Source organism: Bradyrhizobium brasilense (assembly GCF_029714345.1).
Taxonomy (GTDB): Bacteria; Pseudomonadota; Alphaproteobacteria; order Rhizobiales; family Xanthobacteraceae; genus Bradyrhizobium; species Bradyrhizobium australafricanum.
In genome coordinates, this window is the sequence record NZ_CP121669.1 from 4,685,034 (window position 1) to 4,710,320 (window position 25,287).

Annotated in this window: 25 protein-coding genes and 1 tRNA gene; 12 read left to right on the forward strand and 14 right to left on the reverse strand. The window is 63.8% G+C overall.

The features are described from left to right. Nucleotides 1-292 precede the first annotated feature (292 nt). Genes QA635_RS22035 through QA635_RS22045 form a run of 3 tightly spaced genes read left to right on the forward strand, consistent with a single transcriptional unit; the run spans nucleotide 293 to nucleotide 4,901 of the window. Nucleotides 293-1,312, forward strand: coding sequence for a TRAP transporter substrate-binding protein (locus tag QA635_RS22035; protein ID WP_018271684.1), 1,020 nt, complete (start codon nucleotides 293-295; stop codon nucleotides 1,310-1,312). Between the two features lie 27 nt (nucleotides 1,313-1,339). Then, a complete protein-coding gene (locus tag QA635_RS22040) occupies nucleotides 1,340-3,226 on the forward strand; it encodes a TRAP transporter large permease (protein WP_283061438.1) in 1,887 nt (628 codons plus the stop codon). Between the two features lie 25 nt (nucleotides 3,227-3,251). Continuing rightward, nucleotides 3,252-4,901: an acyl-CoA synthetase gene (locus QA635_RS22045; protein WP_283061440.1), complete on the forward strand. Its 1,650-nt coding sequence runs from the start codon at nucleotides 3,252-3,254 to the stop codon at nucleotides 4,899-4,901. A 4-nt stretch (nucleotides 4,902-4,905) separates the two neighbouring features. On the opposite strand, the gene QA635_RS22050 is transcribed toward QA635_RS22045, so the two are convergent. The 6 genes from QA635_RS22050 to QA635_RS22075 form a co-directional block, all read right to left on the reverse strand. Next, nucleotides 4,906-5,712, reverse strand: a complete 807-nt coding sequence (locus QA635_RS22050; RefSeq protein ID WP_092084660.1) for an MBL fold metallo-hydrolase — start codon at nucleotides 5,710-5,712, stop codon at nucleotides 4,906-4,908. Then, a complete protein-coding gene (locus QA635_RS22055; RefSeq protein WP_283071752.1) occupies nucleotides 5,709-6,500 on the reverse strand; it encodes a TatD family hydrolase in 792 nt (263 codons plus the stop codon). Before QA635_RS22055 ends, QA635_RS22050 begins: the two co-directional genes overlap by 4 nt. Before the next feature lie 14 nt (nucleotides 6,501-6,514). Continuing rightward, on the reverse strand, nucleotides 6,515-8,464 hold the full coding sequence (gene metG, locus QA635_RS22060; protein ID WP_283061443.1) for a methionine--tRNA ligase: 1,950 nt from the start codon (nucleotides 8,462-8,464) through the stop codon (nucleotides 6,515-6,517). A 73-nt stretch (nucleotides 8,465-8,537) separates the two neighbouring features. Further along, nucleotides 8,538-9,578: a DNA polymerase III subunit delta' gene (locus tag QA635_RS22065; RefSeq protein ID WP_283061444.1), complete on the reverse strand. Its 1,041-nt coding sequence runs from the start codon at nucleotides 9,576-9,578 to the stop codon at nucleotides 8,538-8,540. Beyond that, nucleotides 9,575-10,261 (reverse strand): dTMP kinase, encoded by a 687-nt coding sequence (gene tmk / locus QA635_RS22070; RefSeq protein WP_283061445.1) that lies wholly within the window; start codon nucleotides 10,259-10,261, stop codon nucleotides 9,575-9,577. Before tmk ends, QA635_RS22065 begins: the two co-directional genes overlap by 4 nt. Before the next feature lies 1 nt (nucleotide 10,262). Further along, complete coding sequence (locus tag QA635_RS22075; protein ID WP_283061446.1) at nucleotides 10,263-11,522, reverse strand: D-alanyl-D-alanine carboxypeptidase family protein; 1,260 nt, start codon at nucleotides 11,520-11,522, stop codon at nucleotides 10,263-10,265. A 162-nt stretch (nucleotides 11,523-11,684) separates the two neighbouring features. Here QA635_RS22075 and QA635_RS22080 point away from each other — a divergent pair, with 162 nt between their 5' ends. Beyond that, on the forward strand, nucleotides 11,685-12,620 hold the full coding sequence (locus tag QA635_RS22080; protein ID WP_076828838.1) for an alpha/beta fold hydrolase: 936 nt from the start codon (nucleotides 11,685-11,687) through the stop codon (nucleotides 12,618-12,620). A 33-nt stretch (nucleotides 12,621-12,653) separates the two neighbouring features. On the opposite strand, the gene QA635_RS22085 is transcribed toward QA635_RS22080, so the two are convergent. Beyond that, complete coding sequence (locus tag QA635_RS22085; RefSeq protein ID WP_425249044.1) at nucleotides 12,654-13,586, reverse strand: septal ring lytic transglycosylase RlpA family protein; 933 nt, start codon at nucleotides 13,584-13,586, stop codon at nucleotides 12,654-12,656. Nucleotides 13,587-14,281: 695 nt separating this feature from the next. Further along, a complete protein-coding gene (locus QA635_RS22090) occupies nucleotides 14,282-15,532 on the reverse strand; it encodes a matrixin family metalloprotease (protein WP_283061449.1) in 1,251 nt (416 codons plus the stop codon). A 236-nt stretch (nucleotides 15,533-15,768) separates the two neighbouring features. Between QA635_RS22090 and QA635_RS22095 the strand changes: the two genes are divergently transcribed. Further along, complete coding sequence (locus QA635_RS22095; protein ID WP_283061450.1) at nucleotides 15,769-16,203, forward strand: NUDIX domain-containing protein; 435 nt, start codon at nucleotides 15,769-15,771, stop codon at nucleotides 16,201-16,203. On the opposite strand, the gene QA635_RS22100 is transcribed toward QA635_RS22095, so the two are convergent. The 3 genes from QA635_RS22100 to QA635_RS22110 all read right to left on the reverse strand — a co-directional run bounded on the left by QA635_RS22100 (nucleotide 16,157) and on the right by QA635_RS22110 (nucleotide 18,301). Next, the gene (locus tag QA635_RS22100; RefSeq protein WP_283071754.1) at nucleotides 16,157-16,636 is read right to left on the reverse strand and encodes an arsenate-mycothiol transferase ArsC; all 480 of its coding nucleotides are present in this window, start codon (nucleotides 16,634-16,636) and stop codon (nucleotides 16,157-16,159) included. The two genes, QA635_RS22095 and QA635_RS22100, sit on opposite strands and share 47 nt — an antisense overlap. 615 nt (nucleotides 16,637-17,251) lie before the next feature. Then, nucleotides 17,252-17,497 (reverse strand): hypothetical protein, encoded by a 246-nt coding sequence (locus tag QA635_RS22105; protein ID WP_225162154.1) that lies wholly within the window; start codon nucleotides 17,495-17,497, stop codon nucleotides 17,252-17,254. 432 nt (nucleotides 17,498-17,929) lie between these two features. Further along, complete coding sequence (locus QA635_RS22110; protein WP_225162153.1) at nucleotides 17,930-18,301, reverse strand: hypothetical protein; 372 nt, start codon at nucleotides 18,299-18,301, stop codon at nucleotides 17,930-17,932. A gap of 444 nt (nucleotides 18,302-18,745) precedes the next feature. Here QA635_RS22110 and QA635_RS22115 point away from each other — a divergent pair, with 444 nt between their 5' ends. The 4 genes from QA635_RS22115 (at nucleotide 18,746) to QA635_RS22130 (ending at nucleotide 20,791) form a co-directional block, all read left to right on the forward strand. Further along, a complete protein-coding gene (locus tag QA635_RS22115) occupies nucleotides 18,746-18,892 on the forward strand; it encodes a hypothetical protein (protein ID WP_225162152.1) in 147 nt (48 codons plus the stop codon). Between the two features lie 662 nt (nucleotides 18,893-19,554). Then, the gene (locus QA635_RS22120; RefSeq protein ID WP_283061453.1) at nucleotides 19,555-19,794 is read left to right on the forward strand and encodes a tyrosine-type recombinase/integrase; all 240 of its coding nucleotides are present in this window, start codon (nucleotides 19,555-19,557) and stop codon (nucleotides 19,792-19,794) included. Nucleotides 19,795-19,862: 68 nt separating this feature from the next. Beyond that, nucleotides 19,863-19,952, forward strand: a tRNA-Ser gene (locus tag QA635_RS22125). A 284-nt stretch (nucleotides 19,953-20,236) separates the two neighbouring features. Continuing rightward, nucleotides 20,237-20,791, forward strand: a complete 555-nt coding sequence (locus QA635_RS22130; protein WP_283061455.1) for an SGNH/GDSL hydrolase family protein — start codon at nucleotides 20,237-20,239, stop codon at nucleotides 20,789-20,791. Nucleotides 20,792-20,798: 7 nt separating this feature from the next. Here the strand turns inward: QA635_RS22130 and QA635_RS22135 are convergent, their stop codons facing one another. Next, a complete protein-coding gene (locus QA635_RS22135; protein ID WP_283061457.1) occupies nucleotides 20,799-21,590 on the reverse strand; it encodes an alpha/beta fold hydrolase in 792 nt (263 codons plus the stop codon). A 268-nt stretch (nucleotides 21,591-21,858) separates the two neighbouring features. On the opposite strand from QA635_RS22135, the gene QA635_RS22140 reads away from it, so the two are divergent. Both QA635_RS22140 and QA635_RS22145 read left to right on the forward strand, forming a co-directional pair. After that, complete coding sequence (locus tag QA635_RS22140; protein WP_028340657.1) at nucleotides 21,859-22,317, forward strand: winged helix-turn-helix transcriptional regulator; 459 nt, start codon at nucleotides 21,859-21,861, stop codon at nucleotides 22,315-22,317. Nucleotides 22,318-22,403: 86 nt separating this feature from the next. Continuing rightward, entirely contained in the window at nucleotides 22,404-22,571 is a 168-nt protein-coding gene (locus tag QA635_RS22145; protein ID WP_016847764.1) for a hypothetical protein, read from the forward strand. Between the two features lie 12 nt (nucleotides 22,572-22,583). Here the strand turns inward: QA635_RS22145 and QA635_RS22150 are convergent, their stop codons facing one another. Then, nucleotides 22,584-23,402, reverse strand: a complete 819-nt coding sequence (locus QA635_RS22150) for an aminoglycoside phosphotransferase family protein (protein WP_283061458.1) — start codon at nucleotides 23,400-23,402, stop codon at nucleotides 22,584-22,586. A 200-nt stretch (nucleotides 23,403-23,602) separates the two neighbouring features. Here QA635_RS22150 and QA635_RS22155 point away from each other — a divergent pair, with 200 nt between their 5' ends. After that, on the forward strand, nucleotides 23,603-23,860 hold the full coding sequence (locus QA635_RS22155) for a hypothetical protein (protein ID WP_028332011.1): 258 nt from the start codon (nucleotides 23,603-23,605) through the stop codon (nucleotides 23,858-23,860). A gap of 18 nt (nucleotides 23,861-23,878) precedes the next feature. Here the strand turns inward: QA635_RS22155 and QA635_RS22160 are convergent, their stop codons facing one another. Beyond that, nucleotides 23,879-25,222, reverse strand: coding sequence for a PQQ-dependent sugar dehydrogenase (locus QA635_RS22160; protein ID WP_283061459.1), 1,344 nt, complete (start codon nucleotides 25,220-25,222; stop codon nucleotides 23,879-23,881). Nucleotides 25,223-25,287 lie beyond the last annotated feature (65 nt).

The window sequence follows — 25,287 nt, forward strand, 5'->3', positions numbered from 1 at the left end:
TTATATCTACAATTAGATCAGATATTTAGTGGGAAATCTTCGCACTGGAGTGGGAAATCTTCGCACTGGTCCGCAAGTTGGCGTGTGTGCTGATATGCCCAAGCCGGTCGTCCCGCCGGTGCCGATGCCGCAGCGATCGACGCGCGCGCATCTCGTCTGAAAGCCGATATTGCCGCCGCGAACGGACGCTGCAATAAGCCCCAGCTGTGCAGAGATCGCTGGTGACCCCGCGGCATCAGGTCCGTATAGGATGGCATCTCAGAACAACAACAAGCCTCTTGAGGAGCAACCAATGAGCTTTTCACGACGCACGCTGCTGAAGGTTTCCGCCGCTTCCGCCGTCCTCGGCGGGATCGGCGCGCCCTATGTCGCGCGCGCCCAGTCGGCCGAATTCTCTTACAAGTTCGCCAACAATCTGCCGGAGTCGCATCCGTTCGTGGCGCGCGCCCGGGAGATGGCCGCGGCGATCAAGACCGAGACCAACGGCCGGTTTGATCTGCAGGTGTTCCCGAACAGCCAGCTTGGTTCCGATACCGACATGCTGAGCCAGGTGCGCTCCGGCGGCGTCGAGTTCTTCACGCTGTCCGGCCTGATCCTCGCGACCCTGGTGCCGGCCGCCTCGATCAACGGCATCGGCTTCGCATTCCCGGACTATCCCACGGTCTGGAAGGCCATGGACGGCGAGCTCGGCGCCTATGTGCGCGGCGAGATCAACAAGGCCGGCCTCGAGGTCATGGAAAAGATCTGGGACAACGGCTTCCGCCAGACCACGTCGTCGACCAAGCCGATCACCGGTCCCGACGACCTCAAGGGCTTCAAGATCCGCGTGCCGGTGTCGCCGCTGTGGACCTCGATGTTCAAGGCGTTCGATGCATCGCCCGCCTCGATCAATTTCAGCGAGGTCTATTCGGCGCTGCAGACCAAGATCGTCGAGGGCCAGGAGAACCCGCTGGCACTGATCTCGGCGGCGAAGCTCTACGAGGTGCAGAAATACTGCTCGATGACCAACCACATGTGGGACGGCTTCTGGTTCCTGATGAACCGCCGGGCCTGGGCGGCGCTGCCGGACGATATCAAGACCATCGTCGCCAAGAACGTCAACGCGGCGGCCGTCAAGGAGCGTGAGGATACCGAGAAGCTGAACGCCACCGTGAAGCAGGAGCTCACGGGCAAGGGGCTCGTCTTCAACCAGCCTGAGGTCGGGCCGTTCCGCGACAAGCTCCGCGCCGCCGGCTTCTACGCCGAGTGGAAGGGCAAGTACGGCGAGAAGGCCTGGGATCTGCTCGAGAAGTCCGTCGGCAAACTGTCCTGATCGATCAAATCAAGCAGGAGGCTTGCCATGGCTCATGTCGAGATGACGCCGGCCGTGGCCGGCGAGGCGGCGTCGCAGCCCCCTCGCCGCCGCTCCGTTCTCGGTTCCATCGATTCGGCGCTCGGGATGCTGGTCGAAATCCCGGCGGCGATCCTTGTGGTCGCCGAGGTCGTGATCCTGTTCGCCGGCGTGGTGTCGCGCTACGTGCTCCATGCGCCGCTGATCTGGTCCGACGAACTGGCGTCGATCCTGTTCCTGTGGCTCGCGATGCTGGGCTCGGCGGTGGCGTTCCGCCGCGGCGAGCACATGCGGATGACGGCGCTGGTCGCAAGCGCGGGACCGCGGCTGTGGGCCTATCTCGATGTGATCGCAACCTGCGCCGCACTGGCGTTCCTGATCCTGATCGTGCGGCCGGCGTATGAATATGCCTACGAGGAAAGCTTCATCACCACGCCGGCGCTGCAGATATCCAACACCTGGCGCGCGGCGGCGCTGCCGGTCGGCACCTGCCTGATGGCGCTGTTCGCGCTGCTGCGGCTGGCCCGGGTCGGCGATTTCAAGACCTTCCTGCTGGCCGCGCTCACCGTGGCGGCCTTGATCGGGCTGTTCTGGCTGGCGCAGCCGATGCTGCGGCCGCTCGGCAACCTCAACCTGGTCATCTTCTTCGTCGGCGTGGTCGGCTTTTGCGTGTTCGCCGGCGTGCCGATCGGCTTTGCCTTCGGCATGGCGATCTTCGGCTATCTGGCGCTGACCACCCGAACGCCGCTGATGGTGCTGGTCGGCCGGATGGACGAGGGCATGAGCCATCTGATCCTGCTGTCGGTGCCGCTGTTCGTCTTCCTCGGCCTCCTGATCGAGATGACCGGCATGGCGCGGGCCATGGTGGCGTTCCTGGCGAGCCTGCTCGGCCATGTCCGCGGCGGCCTGCATTACGTGCTGGTCGGCGCCATGTATCTGGTCTCCGGCATCTCCGGATCGAAGGCCGCCGACATGGCCGCGGTCGCGCCCGTGCTGTTCCCGGAAATGAAGCAGCGCGGCGCCAAGCCGGGCGATCTGGTCGCCCTGCTCGCCGCCACCGGCGCGCAGACCGAAACCATTCCGCCGAGCCTCGTGCTGATCACGATCGGCTCGGTGACCGGCGTCTCGATCTCGGCGCTGTTCACCGGCGGCCTGCTGCCCGGCGTGGTGCTGGCGATCACGCTGTCGGGGCTGGTGTGGTGGCGCTACCGCGGCGAAGACCGCAGCCACGTCCAGCGCGCCACCGGCAGCGAGATCGGCAAGGCGTTGGTGTTCGCCCTGCCCGCATTGGCCCTGCCCTTCGTGATCCGCTACGCCGTGGTCGAAGGCATCGCCACCGCCACCGAAGTGTCGACCATCGGCATCGTCTACGCCTTCGTCATCGGCCTCTTGATCTACCGCCAGTTCAACTGGCGACGTCTGTTGCCGATGCTGATCGACACGGCATGCCTGTCGGGGGCGATCCTGTTCATCATCGGTACCGCGACCGGCATGGCCTGGGGCCTGACGCAGTCCGGCTTCTCGCGGGCGCTGGCGGCGGCGATGACCGGGCTGCCCGGCGGGTCGGCGACCTTCATTGCGGTCTCGATCCTGGCCTTCGTGATCCTCGGCAGCGTGCTCGAGGGCATCCCGGCCATCGTGCTGTTCGGGCCGCTGCTGTTTCCGATTGCGCACCAGGTCGGCGTCCACGAGGTGCACTACGCCATGATCATCATCCTGGCGATGGGCATCGGCCTGTTCGCGCCGCCGTTCGGGGTCGGCTATTATGCCGCCTGCGCCATCGGGCGCGTCGATCCGGCCGAGGGTATCCGGCCGATCTGGGGTTACATGCTGGCGCTGTTGATCGGCCTGATCATCGTCGCCATCTTCCCCTGGATATCGATCGGCTTCCTGTAAAGCACCTTGCGGATGGGATAGGGCCATGAGTGCAGCTCAGAACCAGTACTCGATCGGGTTGGACAAGACGCCGGCCAATTACGTGCCGCTCTCGCCTTTGAGCTTCCTGGCGCGCTCGGCCGCCGTCTATCCCGACCATCTCAGCGCGGTCTATGAGGGCCGCAGCTTCACCTGGAAGGAGACCTACGAGCGCTGCAGGCGCTTTGCGTCCTATCTCGCGGGCCATGGCATCGGCCATGGCGACACGGTCGCGGCGATGCTGCCGAACATCCCGGCGATGAACGAATTGCACTTCGCGGTGCCGATGACCGGCGCGGTGCTCAATGCGCTCAACATCCGCCTCGACGCGGCATCGATCGCGTTCCAGCTCGAGCATGGCGGCGCAAAGATCATTCTGGTCGATCCCGAATTCTCCGGCGTGATCGCGGAGGCCCTGACCCTGATGAAGGGCGCAAAGCCGTTCGTGATCGACGTCGATGACGCGGCCTTCGGCGGCGGCAAGCGGATCGGCGAGATCGAGTATGAGGCGGCGGTCGCGGCGGGCGATCCCGGCTTCGTGGAACGGCCGCCGGCCGACGAATGGGATGCGATCGCGCTGAGCTACACGTCGGGCACGACGGGCAATCCCAAGGGCGTCGTGACGCATCACCGCGGCGCCTATCTCAACGCGGTCAGCAACATCCTCGCCGGCAATCTCGGCCAGCATCCGGTCTATCTCTGGACGCTGCCGATGTTTCATTGCAACGGCTGGTGCTTCCCCTGGACGATCGCGGCGGCCGCCGGCGTCAATGTCTGCCTGCGCAAGGTCGACCCGGCCAAGATCTTCCAACTGATCCCGAGGCACGGCGTCACCCACATGTGCGGCGCGCCGATCGTCTACAACACGCTGATCAACGCGCCCGATGCGCCAAAGGGCGGCAAGGCAAAGCCCGTCGTCGGCCTGATCGCCGGCGCGGCGCCGCCGGTTGCGGTGCTCGAGGGTGGCGAGCGCATCGGCATCAAGCTGACCCACGTCTACGGGCTGACCGAGGTCTATGGCCCCGCCTCGGTCTGCGCCGAGCAGCCGGGCTGGGACGAGCTGTCGGCTGATGCGCGCGCGCAGCTGAAGCGGCGCCAGGGCGTGTCCTATCCGCTGCAGGAAGGCGTCACGGTGCTCGATCCCGAGACCATGCGCGAGGTGCCGCGCGACGGCGAGACCATCGGCGAGGTCATGTTCCGCGGCAACATCGTGATGAAGGGCTATTTGAAGAACGCGAAGGCGACGCAGGAAGCCTTTGCCGGCGGCTGGTTTCACACCGGCGATCTCGGCGTGCTCGACGAGCACGGCTATGTGATCATCAAGGACCGCTCCAAGGACATCATCATCTCCGGCGGCGAGAACGTCTCCTCCGTCGAGGTCGAGGACATCCTCTACAAGCACCCGGCCGTGCTGTTCGCGGCGGTCGTAGCCAAGCCCGACCCGAAATGGGGTGAAGTGCCCTGCGCCTTCATCGAGCTGAAGGACGGCGCCAAGGCGACCGAGGCCGAGATCATCGCCTATTGCCGCGAGCACTTGTCGGGGTTCAAGACGCCGAAATCCGTGGTGTTCGGCGTGATCCCGAAGACCTCGACCGGCAAGATCCAGAAATTCCTGCTGCGCAACCAGGTCGGATCGGCCAAGGCGATCTCGGCCTGAGCCTTCAGCCTGCCCGGTCGAGCGTCAGCCGCATGCCGTCATGGGCCGGGATGACGTCGGCCGGCAGGCTCTGCCGCAGCACCTCGTAGTCGAGGTCGGAATGCATGTTGGTGATGACGGCGCGCTTCGGCTTGAAGCGCTCGATCCACGACAGCGCGTCCGCAACGCTGAAATGGCTGGGATGCTGCGCATAGCGCAAGCCGTCGACGATCCAGAGATCGAGACCTTCCAGCGCCGGCCAGCTCTCCTGGGGGATGTCGTGCAGATCGGGCGTGTAGGCGGCGCCGCCGATGCGGTAGCCTAGCGCCGGGATCTTGCCATGATGCACCAGGAAGGCCGCGAGCTTCAGCGGACCGCCCTTCCCCTGGACCGTATGGCTCTCGCCGGCCTCGATCGAATGCCGCGTCAGGATCGGCGGATAGTCGCTGCCTTCCGGCGAGATGAAGCAATAGGAGAACCGCGCCATCATGTCCTTGGCGGTCGACTGGTTGAAGTAGACCGGGATGCGGCGGCGCTGATGCAGCACGACCGAGCGCAAATCGTCGATGCCGTGGGTCTGGTCGGCATGCTCATGCGTCAGGAACACCGCGTCGATGTGCTCGACATTGCTGTCGATCAGCTGCTCGCGCAGATCGGGCGAAGTGTCGATCACGACCCGCGTGGTGCCGTGCTCCATGGTGCGCTCGGCCATGATCGAGCAGCGGCGGCGGCGGTTCTTGGGATTGCCGGGATCGCAGGCGCCCCAGCCGAGTGCCGGGCGCGGCACGCCGGCGGACGAGCCGCAGCCCAGAATGGTCAGTGTCAGCGTCATGCAGCAACCTTCGGCGCCGGCACCTTGGAGAACAGCCGGAAGAAGTTTTCGGTGGTCTGCCGCGAGATCTCCTCCAGGGAGACGCCGCGGGTTTCCGCGAGCACCCTGGCGACCTCGACGACATAGGACGGCTCGTTGCGCTTGCCGCGGAATTTGCCGGGCGCAAGATATGGCGCGTCGGTCTCGACCATGATGCGGTCGGCCGGCAGCTCGGCTGCCAGCGCGCGCAGCGCGTCCGACTTCTTGAAGGTCAGGATGCCCGTGAACGAGATCGACAGCCCAAGCGCGATCGCCTTCATCGCAAGCTCGCGCCCGCCGGTGTAGCAGTGCAGGACCGCCTTGAACGGGCCCTTCGCAACCTCGTCCTCCAGGATGCGGCCGCAATCCTCATCGGCCTCCCGGGTGTGAATGACGAGCGGCAGGCCGGTTTCGCGCGCCGCCGCGATGTGCGCGCGAAAGCCGCGCTCCTGGGCGTCGCGCGAACCGTGCTCGTAGAAATAGTCGAGCCCCGCCTCGCCGAGCGCCACGACCTTCGGATGCTTCGTCAACTCGATCAGTTCGCTGGCCGGGATGCCGTCCTCTTCGTCGGCATGATGCGGATGGGTGCCGACCGAGCAGTAGACGTCGGGAAAGCGCTCCGTGATCGCGAGCAGGCCGCCGAGCCGCCTCACCCGGGTCGAGATCGTGACCATGCGGCCAATGCCGGCCGCCTCGGCGCGCCCGACGATCCCGTCGAGATCGTCGGCAAAGTCGGGAAAATCCAGATGGCAATGACTGTCGACCAGCATGAATTTCGAACCACTCACTCGGTCTTCGGTTCCACATAGCGCGGAAAGACGCCGACAGGCGCCGGCAGGACGGTACCCGGTTTGATGCGCCCGGCGACCGCGGCAAAGCTGCGGGCGTCAGCAGCGATACCGAGGCTGTCGAGCATCTTGCCGCAGGACTCCGGCATCACGGCCTGCGCCATGATCGCGATCTGGCGCACGACCTCGGCGGTGACATACAGCACCGTCTTCTGGCGCGCGGGATCCGTCTTCGCCAGCGCCCACGGCGCTTCGCCGGCAAAATAGCGGTTGGCCTCGGCGACCACAGCCCAGACCGTGTTGAGCCATTGATGGATCTGCTGCGTCGCCATCGCGGTCCGCGACGTCTCCAGCATGGCGTCGGCCTGCGCCAGAATCGCCTTGTCGTTGTCGCTGAATTCGCCGGGCTCCGGCAGCACGCCGCCGAGTTGCTTGGCGATCATCGACAATGAACGCTGCGCCAGATTGCCGAAATCATTGGCGAGGTCGGCGTTGATGCGCGCGACGATGGCCTCGTGGTTGTAGTTGCCGTCCTGGCCGAACGGCACTTCGCGCAGAAAGAAGTAGCGCATCTGGTCGACGCCGTACTGCTCGGCGAGATTGAAGGGGTCGACCACGTTGCCGACCGACTTCGACATCTTCTCGCCCCTGTTGAACAGGAAGCCGTGCGCATAGACCCGCTTCTGCACGGGAATGCCTGCCGACATCAGGAAGGCCGGCCAGTACACGGCGTGGAAGCGGATGATGTCCTTGCCGATGATGTGCACGTCGGCTGGCCAGTAGCGCCAATGCTTGTCGTTCTCATCGGGATAGCCGACGCCGGTGATGTAGTTGGTCAGCGCGTCGACCCAGACATACATCACGTGCTCGGGATCGTCCGGGACCTTGACGCCCCAGTCGAACGTGGTGCGCGAGATCGAGAGGTCCTTGAGCCCGCCGCGCACGAAACTCATCACTTCGTTGCGGCGTGAATCCGGGCCGATGAAATCGGGCTGGCTCTCATAAAGGTGCAGCAGCTTGTCCTGGTAGGCCGACAGCTTGAAGAAATAGCTCTTCTCCTCGACCCATTCGACCGGCGTGCCCTGCGGGCCGCGGCGGACATTGTCCTCGCCGACGACGGTCTCCTCCTCGGCGTAATAGGCCTCGTCGCGCACCGAGTACCAGCCGGCATAGGTGTCGATATAGATGTCGCCATTGTCCTGCATACCGCGCCAGATCGCCTGCACCGACTCGTGATGCGCAGGCTCCGAGGTGCGGATGAAGCGGTCGAACGAAACGTTGAGACGCTCGTCCATCTCTTTGAACCGCGCCGCATTGCGGGTTGCGAGATCGTACGGCGTCATGCCCTCGCCGGCCGCAGTCTGGATCATCTTCTGTCCGTGCTCGTCGGTGCCGGTCAGGAAGAACACGTCCTTGCCGTCGAGCCGCTGGAAGCGCGCCAGCGCATCGGTGGCGATCGCCTCATAGGCGTGGCCGATATGCGGCTGACCGTTCGGATAAGCGATCGCGGTCGTGATGTAGAAGACGTTGCCGCGGTCCGCGGCGGGCACCGGAACGGAAGCGGCCGCAGGAGCCGCCGCTACGGGTTTGGGCTGCTTCGGCGCGCGAACCTTTGCCGGTCTCGGCGCCTTCTCGGTAACAGGAGCCATCGGCCGAGCGGGCTTCTTTGCCGCCGGTGCGGCTGCTGCTGCGGCAGCTTTCTTCGGCGGAGCCTTGGTGGCCTTCGCAGCAGCCTTCTTGGCCGTGCTCTTGGCCGTCTTCTTCACAGTCTTCTTCGCCGCCGATTTCCTGGCGCCCTTGGCTCCGGTCTTGGATTTGGACTTGGCGGCCTTCTTCGCTTTCTTGGCCGCGCGCGATTTCGCCGTGGCTTTGCTGGTCGCGCGAGCGGGCGATGCCTTCTTCGTCTTCTTGGCTTTTTTCGACGATTTCTTCTTAGCGGTCGCCACCACGGAATCCTTTGCAGATCGAAACGAGATTGTCGGGAGTGTTGTCAGACGGATGTGTTGTCAGACGCGGTGTCTATCGGGTTGCATCCGCGAGCATCGAAAACACCGAGAAAACCAGCGGCTTGCGCTCCAGATTGTAGGCTTCGGTATCGCGCGCGGCGCGGACGATCTTTTCCCATACCTCCGCCAGCCGTGCAAGGCGCGGCAGATTGGCATTGGCATCGCCCATGCGCATGCGCTCGCTCATCCAGCGATCGATGCCGTCGATGAAGGCAGCGAGCGCGACGCGGTCGCTGGTGCCGAGCGCTTCGCCCAGCGCATGCAGCTCACGCGGATCGACGCTCGGAAGCGTCGCGAGCAGCGCGGCGGTGCGTTGCTGCAGTTTCAGCGCATCGCCGCCGAGCAGCGACAGCGCCCGCCCGACGCTGCCTTCGGATGCTGCGGCGGCTTCCAGTAGCGCCGGATCGTCGGCTTCGATATCGGTTGCTGCCGCGGCCGCACGCACCACATCGTCCGTCTCCAGCGGCCGCAGCAGCAATTTGCGGCAGCGGGACAGAATGGTCGGCAGCACCCGTGACGGTGCGTGGCTGACTAGGAGGAACAGCGATTGCTGCGGCGGCTCCTCGAGGATTTTCAGCAGCGCGTTCGCGGCGTTGGGATTGAGCTCGTCGACGGTATCGACGATGCAGACGCGCCAGCCGTCGACCGCAGCGGTCGAGCCGAAGAACGAGATGGTCTCGCGCGTCTCGTCGACCGTGATGACGGTGCGCATCACGCCGCGATCGTTGAGGCCGCGCTCGAGCACAAGGAGCCCGCCATGAGCGCCTGCCGCGACCTGCCGCGCCACGGGGTCGGCCGGATCGACCCGCAGCGTCGGCGCCTGCTGCACCTGGGACGATTTCGGATTGCGAAACGCCAGCACGAGCCGCGCCATGCGGTAGGCCAGCGTCGCCTTGCCGATGCCCTGCGCCCCGCCGATCAGCCAGGCGTGCGGAATTCGCCCGCTGCGATAGGCATCGAGCAGCGCGGTCTCCGCCTCGCGATGCCCGAACAAATCCGGCGTTTCGCGCGGATGGCGGGCGGCGCTCTCCTGTTCGACCTTGCGCGCGCTCATGCGATGCTGTCCGCCGCAGCCGTTGCGCGCAGATGTTCGCGCAGCGCGGTCCATATCCTGGCCGTCACCGTGTCCGGATCGGCCGTCGCGTCGATCAGGACGCAGCGCTCCGGATCCTCGGCCGCGATCCGGCGGTACGCGTCACGCAAATCCTGATGGAACTTGATGCCTTCGGCTTCGAAGCGATCGGCGGTGGCGTCGCCGCGTCGCGCAGCGGCGCGTTGCAGTCCCACTTCGACCGGCACATCGAGGATGAAGGTCAGATCGGGCTTGAGATCGCCGATGGTCACGCGCTGCATGGCGTTGACGAGTTCGGGCGACACCTGCCCGAGCTGGCCCTGATAGGCACGCGTGGAATCGAAGAAGCGATCGCACAGCACCCAGATGCCCTGGTTGAGCGCCGGCAGGATTACGGTGCGGACATGGTCGTCGCGCGCAGCGGCAAACAGCAGCGTCTCGGCCTCCGGCCCGAGCAGCTTGCCCATCCCCGACAGCACGAGGTGACGGATGATCTCCGCCCCCGGCGAGCCGCCGGGCTCGCGGGTCACGATCGCGCGCAGCTTGGCGGCATCGAGCCGTTCAGCGAGCTTGCGGATCTGGGTCGATTTCCCCGACCCCTCGCCGCCCTCAAAGGTGATGAAGCGACCGCGCAAGCTCGGCCGTTGGACTGCTGCTTCCGCCATGTCAGAGCTTCTCGACCCCTGCGCGGAACATACCGATGACCAGCTCCTGGGCGCCATCGAGCGCGCGACGCATCGTCGATCCGGTGCCGACGGCGTCCGCTGCGAAGACCGGAGCCTCCATTGCGACATTGGCGCCGCGCCACACCCGCACCACCCCGATCTTCTGGCCGGCGGTGATCGGCGCCTTGACCGGGCCGCTATAGATGATGCGCGCGAGCAGCTTGTCGTTGCCGTTCTTCGACACCATCACCTTGATCGGATCGGGACTGACGAGCTTGACCGAACGGCTCTCGCCGCCGAACACCCGGGCATAGCCGACCGGCTGATTGGCCGCGATCAGGATCCGGGTCTCGAAGCTGCGGAACCCCCATTCCAGCATCTTCTTGGCTTCGGTCGCGCGGTCCTCGGAATCCTCGAGGCCATTGACCACGACGATCAGCCGCGTGTCGTTCTGCACCGCCGAGCCGACCATGCCGTAGCCGCCTTCCTTGGTGTAGCCGGTCTTCAGGCCGTCGGCACCGGGCAAGGCGTTCAGCAGCGGATTGCGGTTCTGCTGGCGGATCTTGTTCCAGGTGAATTCCTTCTCGCCGAACAGCTTGTACCTGTCCGGGTAGGTCAGGATGATGTGGCGCGCCAGCGTTGCGAGCTCCCGCACCGTCATCTTGTTGGCCGGGTCGGGCAGCCCGTTGGAATTGCCGAAGGTCGACTTGGTCATGCCGAGTTCGCGGGCGCGCTTGGTCATGACGTCGGTCGCAAAGCTATGCTCGTTGCCGGCAAGGCCTTCGGCGAGCGCGATGCAGGCATCGTTGCCGCTCGGGATGATCGCGCCATGCAGGAGATCGTCGATCGAGACCTTGCTGTTGATCGCCGCGAACATCGTCGAGGTGCCGGACGGCGCCCCGCCCCGTCGCCAGGCGTTCTCGCTGATCCGGTACTCGTCCGTGAGCTTGATGTCGCCCTTCTTGATGGCGTTGAACACCACCTCGGCCGTCATCAGCTTCATCATGCTGGAGGGCGCGCGGAGTTCATCGGCGTTCTTCTCGAACAGCACGCTGCCGCTACTGGCCTCGACCAGGATCGCGGTCGGCGCATCGCCGTCGAACCCGCCCTCTTCCTTCTTGGCGCCCTGGACGCTGTTGTTGGCGGCATAGACCATTCCGCCGCAACCGATCGCCAGCGCGACCGCGGCCGCGACCAGGCCGCGCCAGCAACGCCCGGCGCGAGCTGACAACGTGCGGGGAACTGCGGTCTGGGCTGCCATCGGCGATGTCCTGAAAGACTGCGTTCTAACAGCTGGAAGTATCGCAAACAACTGAGGTTTCTGCGCTTGTGCACGGCCGGCCGGATTGCCGGTTGCGTTGAACGTCCGTATCCTTGGAACCAGCTAACGTCAGCAGAACCGGCAAACAAGGCGGAAACGCGAATGTCATCCTCCCGCACCATTTCCGCCAACGGCATCGACATGTTCGTGCGCGAGGCCGGGCAAGGCCCGCTGGTCGTGCTCTGTCATGGCTGGCCGGAACTGTCCTATTCATGGCGGCACCAGATCGCGGCGCTGGCGGCGGCAGGCTTTCGGGTCGTCGCGCCTGACATGCGCGGCTTCGGCCGCACCGGAGCGCCGGCCGAGGTCGGCGCCTACACGATCTTCGATACGGTCGGAGACATGGTGGCGCTGGTTGCCGCGCTCGGCGAGACACGCGCGATGATCGTCGGCCATGACTGGGGCGCGCCGGTGGCCTGGCACGCGGCCCTGTTCCGTCCCGACATCTTCACGAAAGTCGCCGGCCTCAGCGTGCCGCCGCCGTTCCGCGGCCGTGGTCGCCCGCTCGAGACCCTGCGCGACAGCGGCATCACCAATTTCTATTGGCAGTACTTCCAGCCGCCCGGCGTGGCCGAGGCTGAGTTCGAGCGCGACATCGCCCACACCATGCGGCTGGTGCTCGGGCGTGGTGTCTCCGATCCGAGCTCGATGTTCGTCGACGAGGCCAAGGGCTTCCTCGGCAAGCTGCCGGCCGGAATGCCATTGCCGGCCTGGCTGACCGAGGCCGACATTGCCGAATTCGCCGAAGGCTATCGGCACTCCGGCTTCCGCGGCGGCCTGAACTGGTACCGCAATCTCGACCGCAACTGGGAGCTGACCGCGCCCTGGCAGGACGCGCAGATCCATCAGCCGTCGCTGTTCATCGCCGGCTCGAATGATTCGGTGATCACCGGGCTGATCGGCGCCAAGCGGGTCGCGGACATGGAGCGCGTGCTGCCGAATCTCAAGCAGAAGCTGATCATCGAGGGGGCCGGCCACTGGATCCAGCAGGAACGCCCCGACGAGGTCAACGCGGCGCTGATCGCGTTTCTGAAATGATCAGGCCAACAACCTGATCTGTAAGCGCATGGCTCAGTAGAGGCCGCGCCCGCTCAGGACTTCGGCCGGTCCGCGCGCGTCGATCGGGACATAGGCGGCCGCCGGGCTCGGGCTTGCGGCGTAGCGCGCATCACCTTCATAGGAGACTTCGCGCGGATTGTTCTGGGCGCGGCGGTGCGACCGGCTCGAGGCCGACATTTCCGAGGTGGCGCTCACCGAGGCGTAGTCGGCTTGGGTGTTGCCGAGGCTGTAGGGCCGCCCCTCCGGCAACGGAACGTCGCCACGGACCCGGCCCGAGGAGGACGACATCTCCGGCACGAACGGCCGTGCGGAGGCGACGCGGACCATCGACGGGGACGGCGCTGGAGTACCGGTGCGCAAGGTCGCCATCAGCTGGCGGTCGTCGGACCCTTCGAGCGGCGCCCGCCCGACATATTCGACGCGGACGCGTGCCACGCCATTGCCTTTGAATTCAAGCAGTTCTGCGGCTTTGTTCGAGACGTCTATGAGGCGATTGCCGTGGTACGGGCCGCGGTCATTGACCCGAACGACGAGCGATCGGCCATTGCTCAAATTGGTGACGCGGGCGTAGCTCGGCATCGGCAAGGTCGGATGGGCGGCCGTGAGCGAGCCCATGTCGAACACCTCGCCATTGGCGGTCAGGCGGCCATGGAAATCGTCGCCGTACCAGGACGCCATGCCCTCCGCGCGGTAGTTCTCATTCTCCTCCGGCACATAGGTGCGGCCGGCGACAACGTACGGCTTGCCGATGCGATAGGTGCCGCCGCCTTTCGGCACGGGATCACCCAGCGCCACCACGCGCGGGCTCGACGACACCCCGTATTTGGGGTCGACCCGGCTGGCGAACTTGTTCGAGGAGGCACAATTGGCGAGGACGAGGCACGTCGCCACCGCAACGGCGCCGCGTGCCGTCCGGATCATCGAATCTGGCCGTCTAATCCCCATCTGCCCCAAGTACCATTCTGCCGGACCAGCGCCCACTCCGAGGCGTCGAAGTCCCTTGCCGTCGCTGTGCGGCCCACCTCCGCACCAGAGCGTGACGATATCGCAACCGGAACACGGCGGAAATGGGGAGAGCCGGCTGGCGGTGGCGTCTTGGTGAATGGTCTGTTGCGCCGCCTCCGTCGTTCTACTGACCTTCGCCCCCGCCAAACCCCCTCGCCTGTCCCGCGATCAGACACACTGTTGCAGCAAATCATCAGTCGGGGGGCATCTTGGATTCCAACAATTGAATCTTTTTGACTGTGCAAGGCTGCAATCGTTTTCTCGTTCGCGTGGGGCGCAAAGGAAGTTTGCGATGATCGAGACGGTTACAGCGGTGATGGGCCTGGTGAGTGCGGCGATCTTCTTGGCGCACGCCGTGGAAGGCTATCGGTACCGGGCCTGACAGTCCGTTGAAGGCGGAAAGACGCGTCACCTCTTTCCAGGAGTGAATGTTCGGAAAGCTTTAATCAATTCGGATGAGCATCGAAGAAGGCAGGTGTATCATGCGTAATCACGATTTGGTCTCCGACGGGTTTCTGACCCTGACCGCAGCAAGCCTCGTGCTGCTGTGCTCGAGCCTGCTGGCGTTCGCTTTCGGCTGAACGTTTTTGAGGCGCGCCCAAGGGCCGGCTTTCGTCGTCGCCGCCCATGAACTCTCAGGTGAACAAGTGGCCGGCCGCACCTGCGGCATGAACAAGTGAAAGGCCGACCGCATCCAGTAGATGCGTACTTGTGACGTGGTTGCCGTCGAATACCAGTTCGGTCGTTGTTCCCGATGCGCTCTCAGTCAGAAAAACCGCTGAGCCGTTCTTCATATCGATGACATCGAGAACAGGGTCGTAGTTGCCCGGCAGCAAATTACTTGCAACGAACTTGAAGTTCTCGAAGTAGAGCAGATCGATCTCGCCCGACGAAGACTGCGTCACGATGTCGGCGTGCCCGTCTCCATTGACATCCGCAACCCCGACGACATTCCAGAATGCCAGGCTCGTTAGCGCACTCGTGGTGAGCTTGCCCGCACTATTGAAACCCAGGAAATCAATCTGCCCACTCGACGACTGAGTGACGAATTCGGCGTTCGCGGCTCCGCTGAACAGACCGGCGCCTTTAACGTCCCAATAGCTCCCCGTCATCAGCAGCGAGCTCGATAGCTGCCCCGCACTGAAGTTAAGCAAGTCAATTTGGCCGTTGGACTGGGTAATGACGGCAGGATTTCCGTTCGAAGCAAAGTCGACGTTGCCGACGACCTTCCAGAACGATTGCTGCGTCAGGGATGAAGCCGCGAGATGGCCGGACGAGTTGTATTGCAAAAAATCCAGACGTCCATCGGCGAGCTGGACGGCGGTCGAAACGGCGATGCCGGGAAGCACGCCGTAAAGGGCTCGCACGCCGTCGATGTCCGATTGGGTGAGATCTATGACTGCGGGATTGGTGACCGCATTCATGACCGCCGGACTGACATTGTAATGGTCTAGTCCGAGGCTATGTCCGATCTCGTGGAGCGCTACGACGTAGAAAGAAACTCCGCCGTTGCTGACAAGCTCACCATTGACGAGATGCCAGCCCTCATCCATGTCGAACGTAATATCAGCTGTAATCTCCGAACCGCCTGCATAGGAGTTCTGTTCCTTGCCGACGATGTTGTTCAGGCCGTCGATGTGACTTAGTCCAAGGCGTATTTGATTTCCGGCGGCGTCGGAGACTTCATGAAAGTCGATATTGGCCGCCGATTCCCACCGGTCGAATGCCTCCCTGATCTCGGTCTGGAACATCCCGGTCAGGAAGCTGTCGAACTGAATGAATTGGCCAGTGAAGTTAGCTGCGGCGAAGCTCCAATCAATTTCGCCGGAAGCGGTTCCAAGTGCGCTGGAGCCCCACTTGAAGCCCTCGAGGACGTAGTCAGCCATCAAACAATGCCCTTGGCTCGATGATGCCCCATGGCAGAGGGGAAGTCCCAGTCGTTGCGAGACGTCCCACATCACTGTCTGCACAATGCATAACTTTACCAGCGATTGTCGATTCTGGCCACGTTGGCCTTGGTTATCTTGACAGCACTACCCGGACTTTCCAGCTTGAGCCGGCGTCCTATCGCGGCAGAGAGTCTGGACCGCGCAGGACCATGATCGCAAGAGAGGAAACACGGATGAGGGACCGCCTGAGAGAGGGAACATCCGCGCTTCTCATCAGCACCGACGGTCGGTTGCTCATGCAGCTGCGCGATGATCTTCCACACGTCTCCGATCCCGGAAAGATCAGTCTCTTTGGCGGCCGGCGAGAGGGTGCCGAGTCGTTCCTGGAGTGCGTCGTTCGCGAAATCCACGAGGAGATTGGCTACTACTTGCCGCCCGAGCGTTTTGAGTTGATCGGCCGCTATTCCGGGCCCGATCATGCAACGCTAAACGGCACGCTTCGCGGCGAGATGTTCCTCGCGCGCGACGTGCCCATCGACCAATTGACGGTGACCGAAGGCCGCCTCGAGATCGTCGCCATCGACGACCTCGAACGCATCAGCGGCAGGCTCGCGCGCCCGGCTACGTTTGCGCTGGAGATCTTCCTGAAGCGCGAACCGATGAGCTGAGCGCCGAAACCAGCGTGCGGATGTGATCGTCGATCATGGCCAACGCGACTGACGGATGAGCAAAGTCGATATCGTCCACGTGCCAGTAAGTCACCCTGTCGGCGACCTCCGGGAACCGGCGCTCGATCAGCGGACGGTGCTCGGCCTCCTTGAGCGCGATCACGAGGTCGGCGTCGTCGAAGTCGGCCAATGAACAGGGCTGCGGAAAGCGCGCTGCGCCTTCCGGCACGATGCCGCTCGCGCGAAGACGATCGTCGGTGAAGACTGACATCGGCCCGACATTGTCGGGCGATCCCCGCTCGGCCGCGCCTCTGGAAGATGCGCGCCACGCCAGTTGTTCGGCTCTTGCAAGATGATTGAACAGTTCCTCGGCGTATCGACTGCGATAATAGTTGCCGGTGCAGAGAAAGAGGACACGCTTCATGGGCGTCATGATGGCCAAGGTGGGCCCTCGCGGTCAACGGCGTTGCGAGCATGGGCCCTTGCTAATCCTCATCCCTGCCCGTCCCGTTGAGTTGGGTGCCAATTGCGGTTCCAATTTTGAGCGGCGGGCGGCAACCGAAAACGGCCTCAGCGTGGGGTTGCTGAGGCCGTCATTCCATCTGCTGGGGGCGCGGGCGCCAGTGAGCAGGCCGCCTCAGGTTCAGCAGATCGCGCCGGTACATCCGCGGCAGCCTGAATTGTACTCGACGTCGCAGCGCACTTGCCGAGATCTCACGGGGTACCCCACAGGGCGCATCCGGAAATTGGGGTTCGTTAGCAAATCAACAACCCCATTGGCGCAGGCTTCTCTGAGGGACGGGACCGTTGGGGACGCAGCACGGTCACGTTTCGGAGGAGTTGGCGCGCCGGCCCTGAGCCGTCGGCTCCTCTTTTTGACCTTATGTGAGTAGGCAACAGCCGACACTCCGTGTACCTGCTAAGGAATTGGCATTGGGAATTTCAGGGCCCAAGCGCTGGGAATGACAGGGCGCCGCCGGGACAAACCATTTCGGTCCCGGCGGCTTAGTCTCCTTCGGAGATTGGGCACTGTCGCTTTAGGCTGGCGTCATTCGAGCGGTAGAGAAAGCGCCGGCAGCGGCTTATTGCCCTGCTCGCAGCCTGTTCGCCCCTTGAGCGGTAGAACCGGCGTCGAGGCATCCGGGGCAGTCCGGCCCATGAACTGGGTCAGATTAACGCCCGATGACCACTCCACATAACCAACAGCCGCAAAGGCAACCGCTCCCACGATGACAATACTGGGAACTGAAGCCGCGGCTGCTGACGACAAGCTTTGGCTGCTGAAATACGGCATCACAATTCTCCGAGCTGCCACCCGCCCGTGCGTTAGGCCAGCTCGCGATGATCGAGTGTGAACGGCCTCACATTTCACGGACACTTGATGCCGAGACCAGGACCGCCGACGCCGGTTCGCGCCCGGCGGGCCGATTTCGCTAATTCAGATTCAGGCCGTGGCCCAGTCGGGCAGACGATCTGGAAGTGGCTTGTCGAGTAGGCCGGCCGCGAACGCCGCGCCTTCGATAGCGCCTCGGCGTACTCGACGTGCCATTCCATTCGAAATGAAGGACCGTTGAGGCGATGGCTCGCATTCCCTCGGCAGTATTGGGGCGCATTGCGATCATTCGAGCGATTGATCGCAGCTGATCCACGGCGTCGTTAAATGCATCTTCGGCCGCGGCCTGGCCTGCTGCTCGTCAGCCCCGAGCATTTGAGCCGACGGGCACGCCTAAAATTTGCGTCCGGACGATTCCATTTTTTTGCATTCCCCGCTGACTGTGAGGGATTTCCCTTCCGACCTCAGCGTTTTGGTAGCTTTGCCTGACTGTCGGGAAATAATGATCGAAAGCGAAGCTGCGCTATCCTTTCCACCGATAGTAATTTTTGTCGGACCATCGAAGGAGAAGGAATCTTCGTTCACTCTCCAACCTCCTGCTGTATCGATATAGTACTGGAGGGTCGATGCGGCCATGTTCCAATCACCCGTTGAAGCTCGCGGAAAATCGCACTCCAATGCTGCGACCACAGTTTGCGCGTGACCTTCCAGGGTCAACGCTCCCAAGGCCAGCAGCGATAAAAATCCAATCCGTATGACTTGCACGTAAAAACTCCTCGTGGCGCTCATCGCATATCGATTGGCGATCTCACCAAAGCTGCATTTTAGCCTATTCTCCTCACCCGAAAGTCCCGTGTTTCTACGGCCATCGTCGCCATTTCGCAAAGCGCGGAACGCTTATCTTCGAGCCGTGCTCAAACGAAGGCCTCTCGAGACCCGTCCGAAAGCGCTCGGCAATTTGCCGCCGATATGCGGGCGTTCCACGCCGGGCGCGACCGATGAAGCGTGACGAGTTAGCGGCTAATACCCGGGCATCCTCCTGCAATATATGCCTAAAGGCACGACGCTCCGGCTTGCCGATGTCATCGAGCTGTTCAAGCTGATGCGATCACAGTCCCAAAGACAATGACTGACGGGAAACTTTGTCCTTGATAGCAGCCTGCGGTTGACTCAGAATCTCGGAAGAAGATCACCGGGAGCAAGACTACGATGGCAACCATCGGCACCGTGACTTTTCTCGTAATTGTGGGCATTCCGATCGCGCTGATCATTGCCGCCCGTTTCAGCGTGCGCGCGGCCTATCAGAAGCAAATGACAGACAACGCGATGCGCTCCATGGGCAACCAGAGCACATGAAACTTGTCTGGGCGGTCGCAGTTTCGCTCATGCCTTGCGTACTTGCCGCGAATGCCAATGCCCAAAACTGTTTCACCGGCCCCATCAAAACGAAGGACGGCTCTTTGCAGACTTGGACTGTCGTCAATCGCTGTGGCGCACCGGTAACGATGCAATATTCGCTAAAGCGACCCGACGGCAACAGCACAAAAAGCGCAGTCGTCCCAGCCTGCAGCAGACAGCGAATCATTCAGACTTTCGAGGCAGATCAGATCGAATTTCTAGGCACAGCCTATGGTGTAGGCTGGGAGAAGATATGCCCATCATCGAACGATGAGATTCGTTTCGAGAAACGACTAGAGAAATCAATCAATGGAGCGGATCAAATCCCCTTTCCGTCCATGAGCCCTCCACCCCTAGCCGGCCCCAAGCCAATAGGCCCTGCGGGGCGGAAATCCATTCCCTAACAAGCCGCCGTTGGCGACTCCCTCGAAAGGGTACCCGGCGAGGCTCCGGCTTGCTGATGCCTTCCAGCACAGAGCAGACCATGGCGGTCGAAGTCCTGCGCCGTTGGCGCGCGGCTCAGGCTGAGGAATTGCTTCGCCTTTGAGTTGGACCGCCGAGCTTCACGTCGTCACCCAGCGGACGACAGCCGGCTCCAGCCGCAAAGCCTGACGCACGTCGTGTCCGACTTCCTGAGGGGATGGGACGTCACCCTGCATAGCCTACGGCACAGACACGCCAGCCACATGCTGGCATCCAACATCTACCCCAAGGTGGTGCAGAAACGGCTCGGACATTCGTCCGTCGCGATCACGATGGATCTCAGCCACCTGATGCCGAATATGCAGGATGAAGCTGCCCCGGCGGTTGACGGGGTACTGCGCGCGGCCATAAACAAGCGCGCCGACGACGTTGGGTAGCAAGACGGTAGCAAAGTCCTAGCTTTGTTCTCACCTGCCAGCTAGAAACCTCAACGATTACAAGGCCTGGAAGGGTGGCCGAGTGGTTTAAGGCACCGGTCTTGAAAACCGGCGTGCCCGCAAGGGTACCGTGGGTTCGAATCCCACCCCTTCCGCCACTGCTTTCGATTGGGCGACGTCCTGCCGGGCTCGGAGCTGCAGCGATAGCCAACCACCAGATGGGCAGCGGAGGTAACGGGTTGCGCGCCGCCGTATCCGGCCACCTCCCGCAGGGCGTGATCCGCAGAAAGTGATCGCTTCGGCGTTGTGCGGTTGTTTCCGAATATTGCTCGGGCTGGAGCCGCGATGATAGCTCTGAGGAGCAATGCGTCGCGCACTACCTTGGGTTTTGGCCGTTACTTTTCTGATTAGTTTTGTCGCTTCCTTTGCGGAGCTGCAGAGGATGCGCAACCGCTTCGGCGAAGTGTCTCAGCACGCCTTTCACGATCATGCGGCTGTGCGCGAATTCATGATACGCGCTGCGCTCGCCGACGCGCCGGCGCCGATCGTCGTGCTTGGCGACAGCATCACCGAAATGGCTCCGCTGCCCCGGCAGCTCTGCGGACGTCCGGTCGTCAATGCCGGCGTTGGCGGTCAGACCATCGCGAAGGCAAAGCAGCTCGCCGGGCGCGTGCTGCAGGACCAGGGCGCGTTCTTGCTCGTCCTCGCGGTCGGCGCGAACGACGCCGGATCGCCAACGGCGCAACGCGACTTCACCAACCTCATCGAGACCGTCAAGTCGCTGTCGACGCGGCCAATGGTGGCCATCGCCGTCGCAGTTGACGAATCGACCAACCGGGCGATCGAAGCCGCCGCAGTTGCGCGTGGCGTTCGGTTCATCGATGCGCATCTGCCGCCCGGCGCGAAAATGGCCGACGGCATTCACTTCACCGCGGCCGCCTACAAGGCCTGGGTGCCGGCACTTGAGGCTGCGATCTCGGCGGAATGCACGATGTGACGCGCAGTCACGTTTGTTGGATGAACTCCGCGATCAAGCCGGTGATTTCCCCAGGCGCATCCTCGAAGCAGTAATGCCCGACACCGGCAAGGCGCCTGACCGACGCCGTCGGGAAGATTGCGGAAAACAGCGGCAGGAAATGCTCCGCGCGCAGCGTGCGGTCCGCCTCGCCCCAGATCGCGAGAGCAGGCTTGCTGCGGATCAAGCGGTCGGCGGCGGGATCGGGCGTCTGGAATTGATGCGCGCCGGTCGCAAAGCCCTTGGCCCAGCCGATCGCACCGAGGCAGTCCGCCGGACGGGCGAAGTGCGGGCCGTAGGCGGCGAGCCAGGCGTCCGTGATGACGGCGTTGTTCTCGAATCCGTTGAGCTTCAGCGTGCTCAAAATGTTGAAACCGAGCTGTCCGAGAACCGGCTCAAGGTCGCCGCTCGCCTCGGCCTTTGCGATCCATTGAAACCACGGCGAGACCTGCGCGTTGGCGGCGACGCGATCGAACAGATCGCTCTGCCCGAACGGCGTTGGCCCATTGGCGGAGACGATGCGGCGGATCCGGCCCGGATGCCGGGCCGCCAGCCCCATGCCGACCGGGCCGCCGAAATCATGCATGACGAGCGTGATGTCGGTGAGATCGAGCGCGCGGACCAGCGCTTCGAGATTGACGACATGATCCTGCAGCCAATAGCTGCGGTGCGCCGGCGTCGCGCTCTTGCCAAAACCCATGTGATCCGGAACGACCACCCGGTGCGTCGCGCTGAGGCCCGGCACGAGGTGGCGGAACAGATTGGTTCGCCGTGCAGGCAATGCACCACCTCGCCGTCCCGCGGACCTTCGTCGACATAATGCATCTGAAAGCCCGGCGCCGCGCTGAAATGCGGTGCGAATGGAAAGGTGCCGTCGAACGCGGCGTCGGCTTGGATCATGGTGGACCTCGGGAGGTTTTAATTTGAAACCATCATGTATCGCTTGAGGTTTTACTTTGCAACCAATATATCGAACCTACGATCGGGTGGTTTTCCGGCCGCGGCTCTAAGCGCCGATCATCCCTAGGGAATGAGTGTTGAGGATCACGATGGCCAAGCGAGTGAGCCACAGGGACTCGATGTGCGGCGTTGCCCGGCCGCTGGATGCGATCGGCGACTGGTGGTCGCTGCTGATCGTCCGCGATGCGTTCGACGGGCTGCGCCGCTTCGGCGAGTTTCAGAAGAGCCTCGGGCTTGCCAAGAACATCCTCTCGGCCCGGCTCCGCAATCTTCTGGCGCACGGCATCATGGAGACGGTGCCCGCAAGCGACGGCAGCCCCTACCAGGAATATGTGCTGACCGAAAAGGGACGCGGCCTCTTTCCCCTCCTCGTTGCGCTCCGGCAGTGGGGTGAGGATTTCTTCTTTGAGCCCGATGAGGCGCATGTGCTGCTGGTCGACCGCAAGAACGGGCTGCCGGTGCGACGGCTCGAGTTGCGCGCGCAAGATGGACGCGTCGTTGGCGCGGAGGACACGATGGTGCGGCTGCCGCCGGCTTCACCTGAGTGAGAGAAGCGACCGTGTCGCGCGCGCCGTCAACGGCAACCGGATGTTAACCCCCCGTGCCGCAGCATCCGCGCGTGGAGGTTAGACCAATGCAGACATTCCGGATTTCGCTGAGCGATGGGACGCGGCAATTCCACACCGCGATTCAGGCGCCGGACCCTGCTTCCGCGCGCATCAAGGCCGCCTACTTCTTCGATATCTCGAAGTGGCGGATTCTGAGCGTGTCGCTGAGTGGAGCCAGTGCCGCTGCGGCGTAGTCGCTGCGCGCTCTACGCCATCCGGTCGAGCTCGGCGGCGGCGAGCTGCGCGATCGTAAGGTCGATTTCGGCGAGCGGATCGCCATCCCCCAGAAACCATGCGGCCGACAAGCCGGTCCAGGCCACGATCCATGACAGCAGGCGCCGGCGATCCAGCCGAGCCGCTTCGACGACGATGTCGAGCCGCCGCGCAAAGCGTCCGGGTTCGGTCGCGACCGGCCGTGTCGGATCCGCAAGATCCGGATTGGTGAAGATGTTGGCGAAGTCGAAGCTGCGCTCGCCGACGAGATGCTTCGGATCGATCGCAAGCCAGCCGCGCGCGCCGAAGTCGAGCACGTTGTCATGGTGCAGGTCGCCATGCAGGACCACGATCTCGCGCTGACTGCCGAGCAGAGCTTCGGCAACTTCCGCCGATCGGTTCAGAATGCCGCTATGCGCCCTCGCCGCGGGCCACAACTCACGAAACCAGTGCGTCAGCGGCGTCAGATCCGGCCGCGGCTTCGCTCTCTCGGCGTGAAGCCGATCAGCCGTTGCGCAGAGAATCCTGCAGGCCTCGTCGTCCCGGCCGGTTCGCGCCATTTCGCTGAGCGAAGCCGATCCCGTCGCCCTCTCGAGCAGAAGGGCGTCGCCGTCACGAGCAAGAACCCGCGCCGCACCTTCGCCGTCCCACCACTCCATCACGACGGCACCGAGGCGTTCGTCCGGCTCGTGCGAGAGCTTGAGCATGGCCGGCTCCCCATGCCGGCGCACCGGCAGCAACCGTGCGGCGTGCGTCACGATCGGGTCGCCGTCGGGGACAAGACTCCAGGCCGAGAGATAGGGAGCGAACATTTGGGTGGACTGACCGGGGACGAAGAAACGAGCCTCGTGGTTCTAATCATTGCTTCCGCGCGCTGCCACGCCGGTTCCCTGCGGCGCATCGTGGCAGGGTCACGCGAACCGGTTCCCCGCTGCCTGCCCATGTTGGCTGATGACAGCCCCCACCCATCTCGCGCTACAATGTCGCAGCCGGTGCTACGGAGGGTGTGGCGATGCCGCGAAAGGGAATTACCGGACACGACGAATGGGTGGTCACGGAGGCCCTGGCCACAGCGCTGGTGGCACTCGAACAGCTGCCGACAAAGCATCAGCCGCGCGCGCATATGGAGGATGTCCGAAAAATCCTGACCGCCAGATGTGAGGCCGGCGCCGTCACGCTGCATCTTGCGCAGGCCAAGTGCCGGTTGTTTCCCGACACCGATCCCCTGACCATCTACGAGGAGTATGGCCTCAAGGACGGGCTCGGCTAGCGCGCGCCGCCTGCAGTATTAGTCGCGGCTGACGCGCCAGATCGTGCCGTTGCCGTCTTCGGAGACCAGCAGTGCGCCGTCGCGCGCGACCGTCACACCGACCGGACGGCCCCAGACCTCATTGTCGCCGATGACGAAGCCGGTGACGAAATCCTCGTACTCGCCGGTCGGCACGCCATCCTTCAGCCTGATGCGAATGACCTTGTAGCCGGTGCGCTTCGACCGATTCCACGAGCCGTGTTCGGCGGCAAACGCATCGCCGCGATATTCCGGCGGAAAACTGCTGCCGGTGTAGAAGGTCAGGCCGAGCGACGCCGAGTGGGCCTGCAACAGCACGTCGGGGACCGTCACCTTGTCCTTCAGGTCGGGCCGCGCGCCGGCATGCGCCGGGTCTTCGTTGCCGCCGATGTAGTACCAGGGCCAGCCATAGAACGCGCCCTCGCGGACCCGTGTCACATAGTCGGGCACGAGGTTGTCGCCGCGGCCGTCGCGCTCGTTGGTCGAGCACCACGGCGTGCCGCTTCCGGGCTGGATCGCAAGTCCGACGCAGTTGCGGATCCCGGTGGCAAACAGCTTCTGGTTCTTGCCGTCGGAATCGAAGGCGAGCACGGCGGCGCGATCGGTCTCGTCGCCCCAGGCAGCGCCGAGCGCATGGTCGCGGCTCCAGGCCTGGATGCCCTTCGGCGGGCGACCCAGCCCCTCGCCTGCGTTGCCGGCGGAGCCGACCGACACCAGCATCCGCTTGTCGTCCGGCGTGAACACGATATCACGCGTGGAATGGCCGTAGCCGGGCGGCAGCCGGGCGACGATCGTCTCGGGCATTCCCGACGCCTTGAGATCGCCGTTACGGTAGGCAAAGCGCACGATGCTGTCGGTGTTGGCGACATAGAGCCATTGCGGATTGTCACCGCTCGGGAAGAATGCGATGCCGAACGGCTGGTTCAAGCCGGTTGCGTAGACTTCATTGGTCGCAGGCCTGGTGGCGCCGTCGGCGCTGCGCAGGATACGAATGCGGCCGGAGCCGGTTTCCACCACGAAGATATCGCCATTGGGCGCGGTCCGGATGATCCGCGGGCCGCTGAGCCCGCTCGCAAACAGTTCGACCTTGAACCCTGCCGGCACCTGCGGCGTGGCCGATGCAGGTCTCGGCATGACGCGCGGAAACTTGCTGCTCGACGCCGTTGCCCCGGGCTTGGGCAAGTCCTGCGGCGTGATCAGGCGCACCGTGCCCGGCTTGTCGCGTTGCCAGTCGCCAAAGGCTTCCGCGCCTTTCAGCACGGGCTCGGCGCCCGACCGCGTGATGCTGATCGCCGCGAGGAAGACGACCGACAGACCCGCACCGGCAAGACTCGTCCTGGGCATATGCTCCTCGCGCGATTTCCCTTCGGCCACGCCGTTCATAGCGCGGTTCGGCCGCTCCCGCGTTC